Here is a 16,375-nt window from a genome sequence, read left to right on the forward strand (position 1 = left end):
TTTTAAAAGAATAATATACAATACAAGTGTTGGAACTATTCGAAACAACACAGCAAAGTTAAAATAAGGCTTTGTCCGTACACAACTTGAAAAAGTGCGCACCGATTCGGTGCTTTTTTGTTTTACTATACTAATTTATTCTACTCTTATTTTAATGAAAAAACAAATACAAGTATAGCATTTTCATTAGTTTTTATGAAATAGGTAGATTCAAGTAGAGAATTTACTTAATTTATGTGTGGCTAATCTTGATATATAAAGAAGAACTAGGATAATTAAGCATCCTAGTTCTTCTTTATATAAATGATTTTGTTATTCCTTCTCAGCCAATTCTTTTCCAAGTTGGATGAGGTATTCTTTCAAGTCATCTTTGACTTGTGGGTGCTTGAGGGCGTAGTCAATAGATGTTTTCATAAATCCAAACTTATCCCCAACGTCGTAACGAGCTCCTGTAAATTCACGGGCAAAAACACGTTGTGTTTTATTAAGCGTATCAATAGCGTCGGTAAGCTGGATTTCATTTCCAGCACCGGGAGCTTGAATTTCGAGGATCTCAAAAATTTCTGGTGTGAGCAGATAGCGTCCGATGATTGCCAAATCACTTGGAGCATCTTCTGGAGCTGGTTTTTCAACGAAAGTTTCGACACTATAGAGACCATTAATCCCTTCACCCTGAGGAGCGATAACTCCATATGCTGAAACTTCTTCATGAGGGACAGGCATAACAGCAATTGTTGATGCGTGAGTCATCTCGTAATCGTTCATCAATTGTTTTGTCAAAGGGACAGCATGGTCATCTGTGATATCCATTAGGTCGTCACCAAGCATGACAACGAAGGGTTCATTCCCCACAAAAGCTTTTGCTTGTAAGACAGCATCTCCAAGACCACGAGGATGGCTTTGACGGATAAAGTGAAGGCGAATGCCAGTTGTTTCGTCTACCAATTTTAGCAAGTCATGCTTGCCTTTTTCTTTGAGGTTGTATTCAAGCTCAAAGTTTGAGTCAAAGTGGTCTTCAATAGAACGTTTTGATTTACCAGTAACAACCAGAATATCTTCAATACCTGATTTAAGAGCTTCTTCTACGATAAACTGGATAGTTGGTTTATCTACAATTGGTAACATTTCTTTGGCAAGGGCCTTTGTTGCTGGTAAAAATCGAGTTCCAAGCCCAGCGGCAGGGATGACTGCCTTTCTAACTTTTGATGTCATAAGTATCCTTTCTTTAGAGGGTTAAGACCACTCATTTTCTGCTTTAAATTCATTGTTCATGATGTCATAAATGGCATCTTTGATATTGGTTCCGTGGTAGATAACTTGGTAAATGGCCTGTGTAATTGGCATATAGACTCCAAGTTCTTGCGCTAGTTCATAGGCTGCTCGAGTCGTTGAGATTCCTTCAATCACCATGCCCATATTGGCTTCGATATCAGCTAGAGATTCTCCCCGACCAAGAGCATCTCCGGCTCTCCAGTTACGAGAGTGGATGGAGGTTCCCGTTACGATCAAGTCTCCTACACCAGACAAGCCACTATAGGTCAATGGACTGGCACCGAGTGCTACTCCTAAGCGGGTAATTTCTGCCAAGCCTCGAGCGATGATGGCTGCCTTAGCATTGTCACCAAATCCCAAACCATGTAAAGCTCCAGCACCGACAGCAATAATATTTTTAAGAGCACCAGCAGTTTCAACTCCGATAACATCCGTATTGGTATAAAGTCGGAAGTAGTGATTACTAAAAAGCTCCTGAACGTATTGAGCTGTTTGTAAATCTTTAGAAGCAGCAGTGATTAAAGTTAGGTCACGAACAATGGTCTCTTCTGCATGACTAGGTCCTGAAACAACGACAATATCACTGCGGAGATGTTCAGGAATTTCTTCTTCAAGGATGGTTGATAATCGTTTATGGCTATCAGGCTCTAATCCCTTTGAAGCGTGCATGATGATAGCCTTATGGTCCAAGGTTTTTGCAACTTGTTGGGCAACAAGTCGTGTCACTTTTGTTGGGACAACAAACAAAATCGCATCTACATCTTTCAGTGCCTCTGATAAGTCGGTGTAGGCAATGATATTTTCATCTAGAACGACATCTTTAAAGTAGTGCTTGTTAGTATGATAGGTATTAATTTCATTGATTTGCTCGGGAAGATTTCCCCAAATACGTACCTCGTGTCCATTGTCATTTAAGACTTGTGAAAGGGCAGTTCCCCAAGAACCAGGCCCCAAGACGGCGATGGTTTGTTTTTCCATGTTTTCCTCCTTGATAGAGTTCTCTTTTTATTTTATCACATTCTAGGGGATTTTGCACTTGCATTGCTGGGGAGTGCTTGCTTTGTGACTTGAAAAATATATAAAAACCGAGGCTAAGTATTAAACTCTCAGTCTCGGTTTTGATATTCCTTAAAGAATAGTTAGGTTTATTTCAATTGATCTGTAATGTCTTTTGATAATAACATTCCCAGATGATAAGTTTTATTGATGTAAGCAATGACATCATTGATATTTTCAGTCGTTTGAATTTTCTCTTTGATATCAGTCCTAAATGTTTCATCCTTCAACAGTTGTTCTTGGTAGAGTTTTTGCAGTCTCTCCTTCTCGTACTTATTAAGCAGAAAAAGGAAAACCAAGCTAATCACAACGAGGATATAAGCATATTGGCTCATAGAATATCTCCCTGTATGATAAAGAAGTAGTAGTGAATAAATCGATTTAGTGGATCTAAAATAGCAGAACAAGCCAGCAAAACGTGATAAGATTTTTGATAGACCTCTAAACCAAAATCCGTATAGGATTTGGTCTTAGTTACTTAGATTGCTTTACAATCAAGTAATTAAAAGATTACGACATGAACCTAACCAAATCGATATTATTTGGTTAGATGAATTGGTGAAGCGTTTAGACAATTCGTATTGGTTACGACGTAAAGAAACATAAATCGATAATATTTATGTTTCTTTACTAGTGAAGCACCTAGCCAAATCCCTGATAGGATTTGGCGTTAGTTACTTAGATTGCTTTGCAATCAAGTAACTTTGGTGATTTACATCTTCTCTGGCGCTTCTACTCCAAGCAAGCGAAGGGCTTCTTTGAGAACGACTGCGGTTGCGTAGCTGAGAGCTAGACGGCTGTCGCGTTCTGGGCTATCATCCAAGATACGTGTATGTGCATAGTATTTGTTAAAGGCTTGAGCCAGGCTAATTGCAAATTTAGCAATGATAGAAGGTTCAAAGTTATCCGCCGCACGGTTGATAATACGTGGGAAGTCTTGGATGAGTTTAATGATTTCCCAGCTTTCAGCATCATTTAAGCTGTAATTAGCCACTGTTTCTGGTTTGAAGTCTGCTTTACGTAAGATCGATTGGATACGAGCATAGGCATATTGTACATAAGGACCAGTTTCCCCCTCAAAGGATACCATAGCCTCTAAGTCGAAGTCGTATCCATTTGTACGGTCGGTTTTGAGGTCATAGAATTTAATGGCTCCAACCCCAACAGCATGTGCTACCTGGTCTTTGTTTTCTAGTTCAGGATTTTTAGCCTCGATTTGGGCCTTGGCACGGCTAACAGCCTCTGCAACAGTAGGCTCTAGCAAGATGACATTCCCTTTACGAGTAGAGAGTTTTTTCCCTTCTTTTGTAACCAAACCAAAAGGAACATGAGTAATGTCTTCACTCCAGCCGTAGCCCATTTCTTTCAAGACAGCTTTGAGTTGTTTAAAGTGGGCAGATTGTTCTTGACCAACAACGTAGATAGATTTAGCAAATTGGTATTCGTTTTTACGGTAAAGGGCTGCAGCCAAGTCACGTGTGATATAGAGAGTTGCACCATCAGATTTTTTGATAAGGGCTGGATGTTCAATTCCATATTTCTCAAGATTCACAACTTGGGCACCTTCTGATTCAACAAGAAGGCCTTTTTCAGAAAGAATGTCTACAACTGCATCCATCTTATCGTTGTAGAAGGCTTCCCCGTTGTAGCTGTCAAATTCGACTTGCAATTCATTGTAAAGGCGGTTAAATTCCACCAAACTTTCATCACGGAACCATTGCCAAAGAGCGAGAGCTTCTTCATCTCCATTTTCAAGTTTACGGAACCATTCGCGTGCTTCTTCATCCAAGCTAGGGTCATTTTCAGCTTCAGCATTGATACGAACGTAGAGTTTAAGAAGTTCATCGATTGGATGAGCTTTTACAGCTTCTTCGTCGCCCCATTTTTTGTAGGCAACAATCAACATCCCAAACTGTTTACCCCAGTCTCCCAAATGGTTGACCTTAACTGTTTGATAACCGATTTTTTGGAAAATATGTGACAAGCTATCTCCGATAACAGTTGAACGCAGGTGACCAATAGAGAATGGTTTAGCGATATTGGGACTAGACATGTCGATAACAACATTTTCTTGTTTGCCGATATCTTGGTCAGCATAGTGTTCTTTTTCAGTGATAACAGCTTGCAATACTTGAGCAGAAATGGCAGATTTATCAAGGAAAAAGTTAACGTAAGGTCCCGTTGCAACAACCTTTTCAAAGGATTGGCTGTTAATCTTTTCAGCCAGTTCAGCCGCAATCATTTGAGGTGCTTTACGTTCGACCTTTGCAAGTGAAAAAGCAGGGAAAGCAATGTCTCCCATTTCTGAGTTTTTAGGGGTTTCCAGTAAATTTAAAATAGCCTCTTGGTCCAGGCTATCAATGATGCTAGCCAATTCGCTAGCAATCAATTCTTTTGTATTCATTAAGAGCTCCTTTTTGGACTTTTCTACTATTTTATCACAATTTTAAAGAAAGAAGAAAAAATTTTTGAAATCTCTTATTTTTTTGGTATAATATAGTTATAAAATTAGTTATAAATATTCACATAAGAGGATTTTATGAGAAAAAGAGATCGTCATCAGTTAATAAAAAAAATGATTACTGAGGAGAAATTAAGTACACAAAAAGAAATTCAAGATCGGTTGGAGGCACACAATGTCTTTGTGACGCAGACAACCCTGTCTCGTGATTTGCGCGAAATCGGCTTGACCAAGGTCAAGAAAAATGATATGGTGTATTATGTACTAGCAAATGAGACAGAAAAGATTGATTTGGTGGAATTTTTGTCTCATCATTTAGAAGGTGTTGCAAGAGCAGAGTTTACCTTGGTACTTCATACCAAATTGGGAGAAGCCTCTGTTTTGGCAAATATTGTAGATGCAAACAAGGATGAATGGATTTTAGGAACAGTTGCTGGTGCCAATACCTTATTGGTCATTTGTCGAGACCAGCACGTTGCCAAACTCATGGAAGATCGTTTGCTAGATTTGATGAAAGATAAGTAAGGTCTTGGGAGTTGCTCTCAAGACTTATTTTTGACAAGGAGAGACGGACAATGGCGACAGAAAAGCTATCACCCGGCATGCAACAGTATGTGGATATTAAAAAGCAATATCCAGATGCTTTTTTGCTCTTTCGGATGGGTGATTTTTATGAATTATTTTATGAGGATGCGGTCAATGCTGCGCAAATTCTGGAAATTTCCTTAACGAGTCGCAACAAGAATGCGGACAATCCGATTCCGATGGCGGGTGTTCCCTATCATTCTGCCCAGCAGTATATAGATGTCTTGATTGAGCAGGGCTATAAGGTAGCTATCGCAGAGCAGATGGAAGATCCTAAACAAGCAGTTGGGGTTGTGAAACGAGAGGTTGTTCAGGTCATTACGCCAGGGACAGTGGTCGATAGCAGTAAGCCGGATAGTCAGAACAATTTCTTGGTTGCTATAGACCGTGATGGCAGTCAATTTGGCTTAGCTTATATGGACCTGGTGACGGGTGACTTTTATGTGACAGGTCTTTTGGATTTCACGCTGGTTTGTGGGGAAATCCGTAATCTCAAGGCGCGCGAAGTGGTGCTGGGCTATGACTTGTCTGAGGAAGAGGAACAAATCCTTAGTCGTCAGATGAATCTGGTACTTTCCTATGAAAAAGAAGACTTTGAAGACCTTCATTTACTGGATTCACGATTGGCATCTGTAGAGCAAGCGGCATCTAGTAAATTGCTCCAGTATGTTCATCGGACTCAGATGAGGGAATTGAACCACCTCAAACCTGTTATCCGCTATGAAATCAAGGATTTCTTGCAGATGGATTATGCGACCAAGGCTAGTCTGGATTTGGTTGAGAATGCTCGTTCAGGCAAGAAGCAAGGCAGTCTTTTCTGGCTTTTGGATGAAACCAAAACAGCCATGGGTATGCGTCTCTTGCGGTCTTGGATTCATCGCCCCTTGATTGATAAGGAACGAATTATCCAACGTCAAGAAGTGGTGCAGGTCTTTCTCGACCATTTCTTTGAGCGTAGTGATTTGACAGACAGTCTCAAGGGTGTTTATGATATTGAGCGCTTGGCTAGTCGTGTTTCTTTTGGCAAAACCAATCCCAAGGATCTCTTGCAGTTGGCGACCACCTTGTCTAGTGTGCCAAGGATTCGTGCGATTTTAGAAGGGATGGAGCAACCTGCTCTAGCTTATCTCATCGCACAATTGGATGGAATCCCTGAGTTGGAGAGTTTGATTAGCGCAGCGATTGCTCCTGAAGCTCCTCATGTGATTACAGATGGAGGAATCATTCGGACTGGATTTGATGAGACTTTAGACAAGTACCGTCGCGTTCTCAGAGAAGGGACTAGCTGGATTGCTGAGATTGAGGCTAAGGAGCGAGAAAATTCTGGTATCAGCACGCTCAAGATTGACTACAATAAAAAGGATGGCTACTATTTCCATGTGACCAATTCTCAACTGGGAAATGTGCCTGCTCACTTTTTCCGCAAGGCAACGCTGAAAAACTCAGAACGCTTTGGAACTGAGGAATTGGCCCGTATCGAGGGGGATATGCTGGAGGCGCGTGAGAAGTCAGCCAACCTAGAGTACGAAATCTTTATGCGCATTCGTGAAGAGGTCAGCAAGTACATCCAATGTTTACAAGCTCTAGCCCAAGGAATTGCGACAGTTGATGTCCTGCAAAGTCTGGCGGTTGTAGCTGAAACCCAGCATTTGATTCGACCTGAATTCGGAGATGATTCGCGAATTGATATCCAGAAAGGGCGCCATGCTGTCGTTGAAAAGGTCATGGGGGCTCAGACCTATATTCCCAATACGATTCAGATGGCAAAAGATACCAGTATTCAACTGATTACAGGACCAAACATGAGTGGGAAGTCAACCTACATGCGTCAGTTAGCCATGACGGCGGTTATGGCCCAGCTGGGTTCTTATGTGCCAGCAGAAAGCGCCCATTTACCGATTTTTGATGCGATCTTTACCCGTATTGGAGCAGCAGATGACTTGGTTTCAGGTCAGTCAACCTTTATGGTGGAGATGATGGAGGCCAATAATGCCATTTCGCATGCAACCAAAAATTCCTTGATTCTTTTTGATGAATTGGGACGAGGAACTGCAACTTATGACGGGATGGCTCTTGCTCAGTCTATCATCGAATACATTCACGAGCATATCGGAGCCAAGACCCTCTTTGCGACCCACTACCATGAGTTGACTAGTCTGGAGTCTAGTTTACAACACTTGGTCAATGTCCACGTGGCAACCTTAGAGCAGGATGGGCAGGTCACCTTCCTTCACAAGATCGAACCAGGGCCAGCTGATAAATCCTACGGTATTCATGTTGCTAAGATTGCCGGTTTGCCAGCAGACCTTCTAGCAAGGGCGGATAAGATTTTGACACAACTGGAGAGTCAAGGGGGAGAAAGTCCAAGTCTGATGAGACAAACAAGTGCTGTCACAGAACAGATTTCACTCTTTGATACGACTGAAGAACATCCTATCCTAGCAGAATTAGCTAAGCTGGATGTTTACAATATGACACCTATGCAGGCTATGAATGTCTTAGTTGAGTTAAAACAGAAACTATAAAACCAAGACTCACTAGTTAATCTAGCTGTATTAAGGAGACTTCTTTGACAATCCCCCACTTTTTTGCTAGAATAACATCACACAAACAGAATGAGAAGGAGCTGACACATTGTCGCTCCCTTTTGTCTATTTTTTAAGGAGAAATTATGCTGATTCAGAAAATAAAAACCTACAAGTGGCAGGCCTTGGCTTCGCTCCTGATGACAGGCTTGATGGTTGCTAGTTCACTTCTGCAACCGCGTTATCTGCAGGAAGTGTTAGACGCCCTCCTTGCTGGAAAATATGAAGCTATTTATAGTATCGGGGCTTGGTTGATTGGTGTGGCCGTGGTTGGTCTAGTTGCTGGTGGTCTCAATGTTGTCCTTGCAGCCTATATTGCCCAAGGAGTTTCATCTGACCTTCGAGAGGATGCCTTCCGTAAAATCCAAACCTTTTCTTATGCCAATATTGAACAATTTAATGCGGGAAATCTAGTCGTTCGCATGACAAATGATATCAACCAGATTCAGAACGTCGTCATGATGACCTTCCAAATTCTTTTCAGACTTCCCCTCTTATTCATCGGTTCGTTTATCCTTGCGGTTCAAACCTTACCTTCTCTGTGGTGGGTGATTGTTCTCATGGTTATCTTGATCTTTGCCTTGACTGCTGTCATGATGGGAATGATGGGCCCTCGTTTTGCCAAGTTTCAAACCCTTCTTGAACGCATCAATGCCATTGCCAAGGAAAATCTGCGTGGCGTTCGTGTGGTCAAGTCCTTTGTCCAAGAAAAAGAGCAGTTTGCTAAGTTTACGGAGGTTTCAGACGAGCTTCTCGGTCAAAATCTTTACATTGGGTATGCCTTTTCAGTAGTGGAACCTTTCATGATGTTGGTAGGTTATGGGGCAGTATTCCTCTCTATTTGGCTAGTTGCAGGTATGGTTCAGTCGGATCCGTCAGTTGTTGGCTCCATTGCTTCCTTTGTCAATTACCTAAGCCAGATTATCTTTACTATTGTTATGGTTGGATTTTTGGGAAATTCTGTCAGTCGTGCTATGATTTCCATGCGTCGTATTCGAGAAATTCTTGACGCAGAGCCAGCCATGACCTTCAAGGATGTGCCAGATGAAGAGTTGGTCGGAAGTCTTAGCTTTGAAAATGTGACCTTTACCTATCCAATGGATAAGGAACCAATGCTGAAAGATGTGACCTTTACTATCGAACCTGGTCAGATGGTTGGTGTAGTTGGAGCGACTGGTGCAGGAAAGTCAACCTTGGCTCAATTGATTCCACGTCTCTTTGACCCACAGGAAGGGGCTATCAAAATCGGAGGCAAGGATATTCGAGAAGTGAGTGAAGGAACCTTGCGTAAAACTGTTTCTATCGTTCTTCAACGTGCCATTCTCTTTAGTGGAACGATTGCAGATAACTTGAGACAGGGTAAGGGAGATGCTACTCTATTTGAAATGGAGCGCGCAGCAAATATTGCCCAAGCCAGTGAATTCATTCATCGTATGGAGAAAACCTTTGAAAGTCCAGTTGAGGAACGGGGAACCAATTTCTCAGGTGGGCAAAAGCAAAGGATGTCGATTGCGCGTGGGATTGTCAGCAATCCACGTATTCTGATTTTTGACGATTCGACCTCGGCCTTGGATGCTAAGTCAGAGCGCCTGGTTCAAGAAGCCTTGAATAAGGAATTAAAGGGAACGACAACCATTATCATCGCTCAAAAGATTAGCTCGGTTGTTCATGCAGATAAAATCTTGGTTCTAGATCAAGGACGATTGATTGGTCAAGGTACGCATGCAGACTTGGTTGCCAACAATGCTGTTTACCGTGAAATCTATGAAACACAGAAAGGAAAGGAGGAGTAAAATGAAGACAGTTCAATTTTTTTGGAATTATTTTAAAGTCTATAAGCTATCATTTGTAGTTGTTATCCTGATGATTGTTCTGGCAACTCTTGCCCAAGCCCTCTTTCCGGTTTTTTCTGGACAAGCAGTGACGCAGCTAGCTAATTTAGTTCAAGCTTATCAAGATGGCAATCCAGAACTTGTTTGGCAAAGTCTATCAGGAATCATGATCAATCTTGGCCTGCTGGTTTTGGTTCTATTTATCTCTAGTGTCATATACATGTGTCTCATGACGCGCGTGATTGCAGATTCGACCAATGAGATGCGCAAAGGCCTCTTCGGTAAGCTTGCTCGCTTGACGGTTTCTTTCTTTGACCGCCGACAAGATGGCGATATCTTGTCTCGTTTTACCAGTGATTTGGATAATATCCTTCAAGCCTTTAACGAGAGCTTGATTCAGGTCATGAGCAATATTGTTTTATATATTGGTCTGATTCTTGTCATGTTTTCGAGAAATGTGACGCTGGCCCTCATCACCATTGCCAGCACACCAGTTGCCTTCCTCATGCTGATTTTCATCGTAAAAATGGCACGGAAATATACCAACCTCCAGCAGAAAGAGGTAGGGAAGCTCAACGCCTATATGGACGAGAGTATTTCAGGCCAAAAAGCTGTCATTGTGCAAGGTATTCAAGAGGATATGATGGCAGGATTTCTTGAACAAAATGAGCGCGTGCGCAAGGCGACCTTTAAAGGAAGAATGTTCTCAGGAATTCTTTTCCCTGTCATGAATGGGATGAGCCTGGTTAATACAGCCGTCGTCATCTTTGCTGGTTCAGCTGTACTTTTGAATGATAAGTCTATTGAAACAAGTACCGCCCTAGGTTTGATTGTTATGTTTGCCCAATTTTCACAGCAGTACTACCAGCCTATTATCCAAGTTGCAGCTAGTTGGGGAAGTCTTCAGTTGGCCTTTACAGGTGCTGAACGGATTCAGGAAATGTTTGACGCAGAGGAAGAAATTCGACCTGAAAAGGCTCCGATCTTTACTAAGTTGCAAGAAGGTGTTGAAATTAGTCATATTGATTTTTCATACTTGCCTGATAAACCTATTTTGAAAGATGTCAGCATTTCCGCTCCGAAAGGCCAGATGACAGCGGTTGTTGGGCCGACAGGGTCAGGGAAAACGACTATTATGAACCTCATCAATCGCTTTTATGATGTTGATGCTGGTGGTATTTATTTTGACGGCAAAGACATTCGTGACTATGATTTAGATAGTCTAAGAAGCAAGGTGGGGATTGTCTTGCAAGATTCGGTCTTGTTTAGCGGAACGATTCGAGACAATATTCGTTTCGGTGTGCCAGATGCTAGTCAAGAAATGGTTGAGGTAGCAGCCAAGGCAACCCACATTCACGACTATATCGACAGCTTACCTGATAAGTACGATACTCTTATCGATGATGACCAGAGCATCTTCTCAACAGGGCAGAAACAATTGATTTCCATCGCTCGAACCCTGATGACAGATCCAGAAGTTCTCATTCTAGATGAAGCAACTTCAAACGTAGATACGGTGACAGAAAGTAAGATTCAGCATGCCATGGAGGCGGTTGTAGCAGGCAGAACCAGTTTCGTCATTGCCCATCGTTTGAAGACCATCCTCAATGCAGACCAGATTATTGTCCTCAAAGATGGAGAAGTCATTGAACGCGGTAATCACCATGAACTTTTGAAACTAGGTGGCTTCTATTCAGAACTCTATCACAATCAATTTGTTTTTGAATAAGAAAGAAGTTGTCCTATGTGGGCAGCTTTTTCTTGTCCATAAAAAATATTTATCACGGCCTTTAAAAAAACATATTAGACGAAAGTCATTTTGAGTGATATGATAGGACTATCGTTAATATTCGAAAGGAGAGACATCATGCCTAGAACGGTTGTAGGAGTTGCTGCAAATCTATGTCCCGTAGACGCGGAAGGAAAAAACATTCATTCATCTGTATCTTGTAGATTCGCAGAGAGCATTCGTCAAGTCGGCGGTCTCCCTTTAGTCATTCCTGTTGGTGACGAGTCAGTCGTGCGCGATTATGTAGAAATGATTGACAAGCTCATCTTGACAGGTGGGCAAAATGTCCATCCTCAATTTTACGGAGAGAAAAAGACCATCGAGAGCGACGATTACAATCTAGTGCGTGATGAATTTGAATTGGCGCTTTTGAAAGAAGCGCTCCGTCAGAATAAACCAATTATGGCAATCTGCCGTGGTGTTCAACTTGTCAATGTTGCCTTTGGCGGAACCCTCAATCAAGAAATCGAAGGTCACTGGCAAGGACTGCCTTTCGGAACATCTCACTCTATTGAGACAGTAGAAGGAAGCATGGTGGCTAAGCTATTCGGAAAAGAAAGTCAGGTTAACTCAGTTCATCGTCAAAGTATTAAAGATTTGGCACCTAATTTCCGTGTAACTGCTATTGATCCAAGAGACCAAACTATTGAAGCGATTGAGTCTATCGACGAGCACCGCATTATCGGTTTACAGTGGCATCCAGAGTTTCTGGTTAATGAAGAAGATGGCAATTTAGAATTATTTGAGTATTTATTGAATGAACTGTAACGACTGGGACATCTGGTCGTTCTTTATTTTATTTTTTCAAAATTTTTGGAATGTGGGATTTTTACGCAAACGTTTGAATTCTGATAAAAAATGGAGAAATTCGACAAAAAAACTTGAAAAAAACGAAGGTAAGCGTTATGATAGAAAAGAAGAAATATTGGAGGAATAACATGTCACATATTAAATTTGATTATTCAAAAGTTTTAGACAAATTTGTTGCACCACATGAAGTGGAATACATGCAATCACAAGTAACAGCAGCAGATGAATTGATCCGTAAAGGAACTGGTGCTGGTAGCGACTTCTTGGGATGGTTGGACCTTCCTGAAAATTACGACCGCGAAGAATTTGACCGCATCTTGAAAGCTGCTGAGCAAATCAAATCAGATAGCGATGTTTTGGTTGTGATCGGTATCGGTGGATCTTACCTTGGTGCCAAAGCAGCAATCGACTTCTTGAACCACCACTTTGCTAACTTGCAAACAAAAGAAGAACGCAAAGCTCCACAAATCCTTTACGCAGGAAACTCAATCTCATCTACTTACCTTGCTGACTTGGTAGAGTATGTTGCAGACAAAGACTTCTCAGTAAACGTGATTTCTAAATCAGGTACAACAACTGAACCAGCTATCGCTTTCCGTGTCTTCAAAGAACTCTTGGTTAAGAAATACGGACAAGAAGAAGCAAACAAACGTATCTACGCAACAACTGACCGCCAAAAAGGTGCTGTTAAGGTTGAAGCAGACGCTAACGGTTGGGAAACCTTTGTGGTTCCAGATGACATCGGTGGACGCTTCTCAGTATTGACAGCAGTTGGTTTGCTTCCAATTGCAGCATCAGGAGCTGACATTAAAGCCCTTATGGAAGGTGCGAATGCAGCTCGCAAAGACTACACTTCAGACAAAATCTCTGAAAACGAAGCTTATCAATACGCAGCAGTTCGTAATATCCTTTACCGTAAAGGATATGCAACTGAAATCTTGGTAAACTACGAGCCATCACTTCAATACTTCTCAGAATGGTGGAAACAATTGGCTGGTGAATCAGAAGGAAAAGACCAAAAAGGTATCTACCCAACTTCAGCCAACTTCTCAACTGACTTGCACTCACTTGGTCAATTTATTCAAGAAGGAACTCGTATCATGTTTGAAACAGTTGTTCGTGTTGACAAACCTCGTAAAAACGTGATTATTCCTACTTTGGAAGAAGACCTTGATGGACTTGGTTACCTTCAAGGAAAAGACGTTGACTTTGTAAACAAAAAAGCGACTGACGGTGTTCTTCTTGCCCACACAGATGGTGATGTACCAAACATGTATGTGACCCTTCCAGAGCAAGATGCTTTCACTCTTGGTTACACTATCTACTTCTTCGAATTGGCTATCGCCCTTTCTGGTTACTTGAATGCCATCAACCCATTTGACCAACCAGGTGTTGAAGCTTACAAACGCAACATGTTTGCCCTTCTTGGAAAACCAGGATTTGAAGAATTGAGCAAAGAACTTAACGCACGTCTATAATAGAAGAAAAGAGTGGATTGCCCACTCTTTTTACTCTCTTTATTCATAGAAATTGGACTCAGCCAAGACTTGTGATATAATATAGAGAGCAAAAAGGCAGACGCCTAGAGACTTTATAGGAGAAACTATGTCAAAAGATATCCGCGTACGTTACGCACCAAGTCCAACAGGACTACTACACATCGGAAATGCCCGTACAGCATTATTCAACTACCTTTACGCCCGTCATCACGGTGGAACTTTTATCATTCGTATTGAAGATACTGACCGTAAACGACATGTCGAAGATGGTGAACGTTCACAGCTTGAAAACCTTCGTTGGTTGGGCATGAATTGGGATGAAAGCCCAGAAACACATGAAAACTACCGCCAGTCTGAACGTTTGGACTTGTATCAAAAATACATCGACCAATTGCTAGCTGAAGGAAATGCCTACAAATCTTACGTTACAGAAGAAGAGTTGGTAGCTGAACGCGAACGCCAAGAAGCGGCTGGTGAAACACCACGTTACATCAATGAATACCTTGGGATGAGTGAAGAGGAAAAAGCTACTTACATCGCAGAACGCGAAGCAGCAGGGATCATCCCAACGGTTCGTTTGGCTGTCAATGAGTCAGGTATCTACAAGTGGCATGACATGGTCAAAGGCGATATCGAATTTGAAGGTGGCAATATTGGTGGTGACTGGGTTATCCAAAAGAAAGACGGTTACCCAACTTACAACTTTGCCGTTGTTATCGATGATCACGATATGCAAATCTCTCACGTTATCCGTGGAGATGACCACATTGCTAATACACCAAAACAGCTCATGGTTTATGAAGCGCTTGGCTGGGAAGCTCCAGAGTTCGGTCACATGACCTTGATCATCAACTCTGAAACTGGGAAAAAATTGTCTAAACGTGACACCAACACCCTTCAGTTTATCGAAGACTACCGTAAAAAAGGCTATTTACCAGAAGCAATCTTTAACTTTATCGCTCTTCTTGGTTGGAACCCAGGTGGCGAAGATGAAATCTTCTCTCGTGAAGAACTCATTAAACTTTTCGATGAAAACCGCCTCAGCAAGTCTCCAGCAGCCTTTGATCAGAAGAAACTCGACTGGATGAGCAATGATTATATCAAGAATGCAGACCTAGAAACTATCTTTGAAATGGCAAAACCATTCTTAGAGGAAGCAGGCCGTTTAACTGACAAAGCTGAAAAACTAGTTGAGCTCTATAAACCACAAATGAAATCAGTAGATGAAATTATTCCATTGACGGATCTCTTCTTCTCAGATTTCCCAGAATTGACAGAAGCAGAACGCGAAGTCATGGCAGGGGAAACAGTCCCAACAGTTCTTGAAGCCTTCAAAGCAAAACTTGAGGCGATGACAAATGATGAATTTGTAACAGAAAATATCTTCCCACAAATCAAAGCTGTTCAAAAAGAAACAGGTATTAAAGGAAAAAATCTTTTCATGCCTATTCGTATCTCAGTTTCAGGTGAAATGCATGGACCAGAATTGCCAGATACAATCTTCTTGTTAGGCCGTGAAAAATCAATCCAGCATATCGAAAATATGTTAAAAGAAATCTCTAAATAAGAAGGATACAACAATGGACATCTGGGAAAAGATGTACGAAGAAGCACAGAAACTGTATAATCCACATGAAGTATCTGATTTTGTTTATGCTAATCATGTCGTTGCCGCAGTAGAAGCAGAAGATGGACAAATATTTACAGGATTCTGTATGGAGGGAACCTGTGGTGTTTTCCATCTCTGCGCAGAGCGGGCAGCACTCTTCAATATGTACCAATTTTCGGGACAAACTAAGGTTAAAAAAGTCTTAGCCTTTCGCGACAAACCACCTTATGGTGGAAGTTCGGGTATGCCTTGTGGCGCTTGCAGAGAATTCCTCTTAGAGTTGAACGCTGAAAATAAAGACGCAGAATTCATGATGGACTACGATACAAGAAAGACGGTGAAAATCGCAGAACTAATCCCATATTGGTGGGGAGAAGAACGTGCTTCTAAGTTTAATAATCAATAGAAGAGTCAGTATAATTCTGGCTCTTTTTACTTAATTTGAAAAAAACAGAAAAAAGTAGTTGACAAAGTTTGAAAAGTCGGTATAATAGTAAGAGTTGAAAATAACAGCTCAGGTCCGTTGGTCAAGGGGTTAAGACACCGCCTTTTCACGGCGGTAACACGGGTTCGAATCCCGTACGGACTATGGTATGTTACGGTTGGAACACTTGATGAAAAAAGTTTAAAAAAGTTTCAAAAAAGTGTTGACAAGCGAAAGCGACTGTGATATACTAATATAGTTGTCACTTGAGAGAAGCGAGTGACAAAGACCTTTGAAAACTGAACAAGACGAACCAATGTGCAGGGCACTACAACAACTGTTGTAGTACTGAACAATGAAAAAACAATAAATCTGTCAGTGACAGAAATGAGTAAGAACTCAAACTTTTAATGAGAGTTTGATCCTGGCTCAGGACGAACGCTGGCGGCGTGC

The 16,375-nt window shown here is 41.6% G+C and carries 12 protein-coding genes and 1 tRNA gene; 9 read left to right on the forward strand and 4 right to left on the reverse strand.

Features of this window, described 5'->3' with window-relative positions; genetic code table 11:
- Nucleotides 1–312 precede the first annotated feature (312 nt).
- From galU to argS, 4 genes are all read right to left on the reverse strand, one after another.
- Nucleotides 313–1,212: a UTP--glucose-1-phosphate uridylyltransferase GalU gene (gene galU, locus B7699_RS03090; RefSeq protein ID WP_084927116.1), complete on the reverse strand. Its 900-nt coding sequence runs from the start codon at nucleotides 1,210–1,212 to the stop codon at nucleotides 313–315.
- Nucleotides 1,213–1,233: 21 nt separating this feature from the next.
- The gene (locus tag B7699_RS03095; protein ID WP_084927117.1) at nucleotides 1,234–2,250 is read right to left on the reverse strand and encodes an NAD(P)H-dependent glycerol-3-phosphate dehydrogenase; all 1,017 of its coding nucleotides are present in this window, start codon (nucleotides 2,248–2,250) and stop codon (nucleotides 1,234–1,236) included.
- A 167-nt stretch (nucleotides 2,251–2,417) separates the two neighbouring features.
- Nucleotides 2,418–2,663: a hypothetical protein gene (locus B7699_RS03100; RefSeq protein WP_049544515.1), complete on the reverse strand. Its 246-nt coding sequence runs from the start codon at nucleotides 2,661–2,663 to the stop codon at nucleotides 2,418–2,420.
- A gap of 377 nt (nucleotides 2,664–3,040) precedes the next feature.
- A complete protein-coding gene (gene argS, locus B7699_RS03105; RefSeq protein ID WP_084927118.1) occupies nucleotides 3,041–4,732 on the reverse strand; it encodes an arginine--tRNA ligase in 1,692 nt (563 codons plus the stop codon).
- A 135-nt stretch (nucleotides 4,733–4,867) separates the two neighbouring features.
- On the opposite strand from argS, the gene argR reads away from it, so the two are divergent.
- The 9 genes from argR to B7699_RS03155 all read left to right on the forward strand — a co-directional run bounded on the left by argR (nucleotide 4,868) and on the right by B7699_RS03155 (nucleotide 16,087).
- Nucleotides 4,868–5,314 (forward strand): arginine repressor, encoded by a 447-nt coding sequence (gene argR / locus B7699_RS03110; protein WP_001231476.1) that lies wholly within the window; start codon nucleotides 4,868–4,870, stop codon nucleotides 5,312–5,314.
- A gap of 50 nt (nucleotides 5,315–5,364) precedes the next feature.
- The gene (gene mutS, locus B7699_RS03115; protein WP_084927119.1) at nucleotides 5,365–7,899 is read left to right on the forward strand and encodes a DNA mismatch repair protein MutS; all 2,535 of its coding nucleotides are present in this window, start codon (nucleotides 5,365–5,367) and stop codon (nucleotides 7,897–7,899) included.
- A 146-nt stretch (nucleotides 7,900–8,045) separates the two neighbouring features.
- A complete protein-coding gene (patA, locus tag B7699_RS03120) occupies nucleotides 8,046–9,752 on the forward strand; it encodes a multidrug efflux ABC transporter subunit PatA (RefSeq protein ID WP_084927120.1) in 1,707 nt (568 codons plus the stop codon).
- 1 nt (nucleotide 9,753) lies between these two features.
- Nucleotides 9,754–11,520 (forward strand): multidrug efflux ABC transporter subunit PatB, encoded by a 1,767-nt coding sequence (patB, locus tag B7699_RS03125; protein ID WP_084927121.1) that lies wholly within the window; start codon nucleotides 9,754–9,756, stop codon nucleotides 11,518–11,520.
- Nucleotides 11,521–11,658: 138 nt separating this feature from the next.
- The gene (locus B7699_RS03130) at nucleotides 11,659–12,348 is read left to right on the forward strand and encodes a gamma-glutamyl-gamma-aminobutyrate hydrolase family protein (RefSeq protein WP_084927122.1); all 690 of its coding nucleotides are present in this window, start codon (nucleotides 11,659–11,661) and stop codon (nucleotides 12,346–12,348) included.
- A 170-nt stretch (nucleotides 12,349–12,518) separates the two neighbouring features.
- Nucleotides 12,519–13,868 carry a glucose-6-phosphate isomerase gene (locus B7699_RS03140; protein ID WP_000018269.1) on the forward strand — a complete coding sequence of 450 codons (1,350 nt, stop codon included), beginning with the start codon at nucleotides 12,519–12,521 and terminating at the stop codon, nucleotides 13,866–13,868.
- A 127-nt stretch (nucleotides 13,869–13,995) separates the two neighbouring features.
- Nucleotides 13,996–15,456 carry a glutamate--tRNA ligase gene (gene gltX, locus B7699_RS03145; RefSeq protein WP_084927123.1) on the forward strand — a complete coding sequence of 487 codons (1,461 nt, stop codon included), beginning with the start codon at nucleotides 13,996–13,998 and terminating at the stop codon, nucleotides 15,454–15,456.
- A 13-nt stretch (nucleotides 15,457–15,469) separates the two neighbouring features.
- Complete coding sequence (locus tag B7699_RS03150) at nucleotides 15,470–15,904, forward strand: cytidine deaminase family protein (RefSeq protein WP_049515878.1); 435 nt, start codon at nucleotides 15,470–15,472, stop codon at nucleotides 15,902–15,904.
- Nucleotides 15,905–16,015: 111 nt separating this feature from the next.
- Nucleotides 16,016–16,087 (forward strand) — tRNA-Glu (locus tag B7699_RS03155).
- Nucleotides 16,088–16,375: the final 288 nt, after the last annotated feature.

The sequence above is a fragment of the Streptococcus mitis genome (assembly GCF_002096835.1).
GTDB classification, from domain to species: Bacteria; Bacillota; Bacilli; order Lactobacillales; family Streptococcaceae; genus Streptococcus; species Streptococcus mitis_W.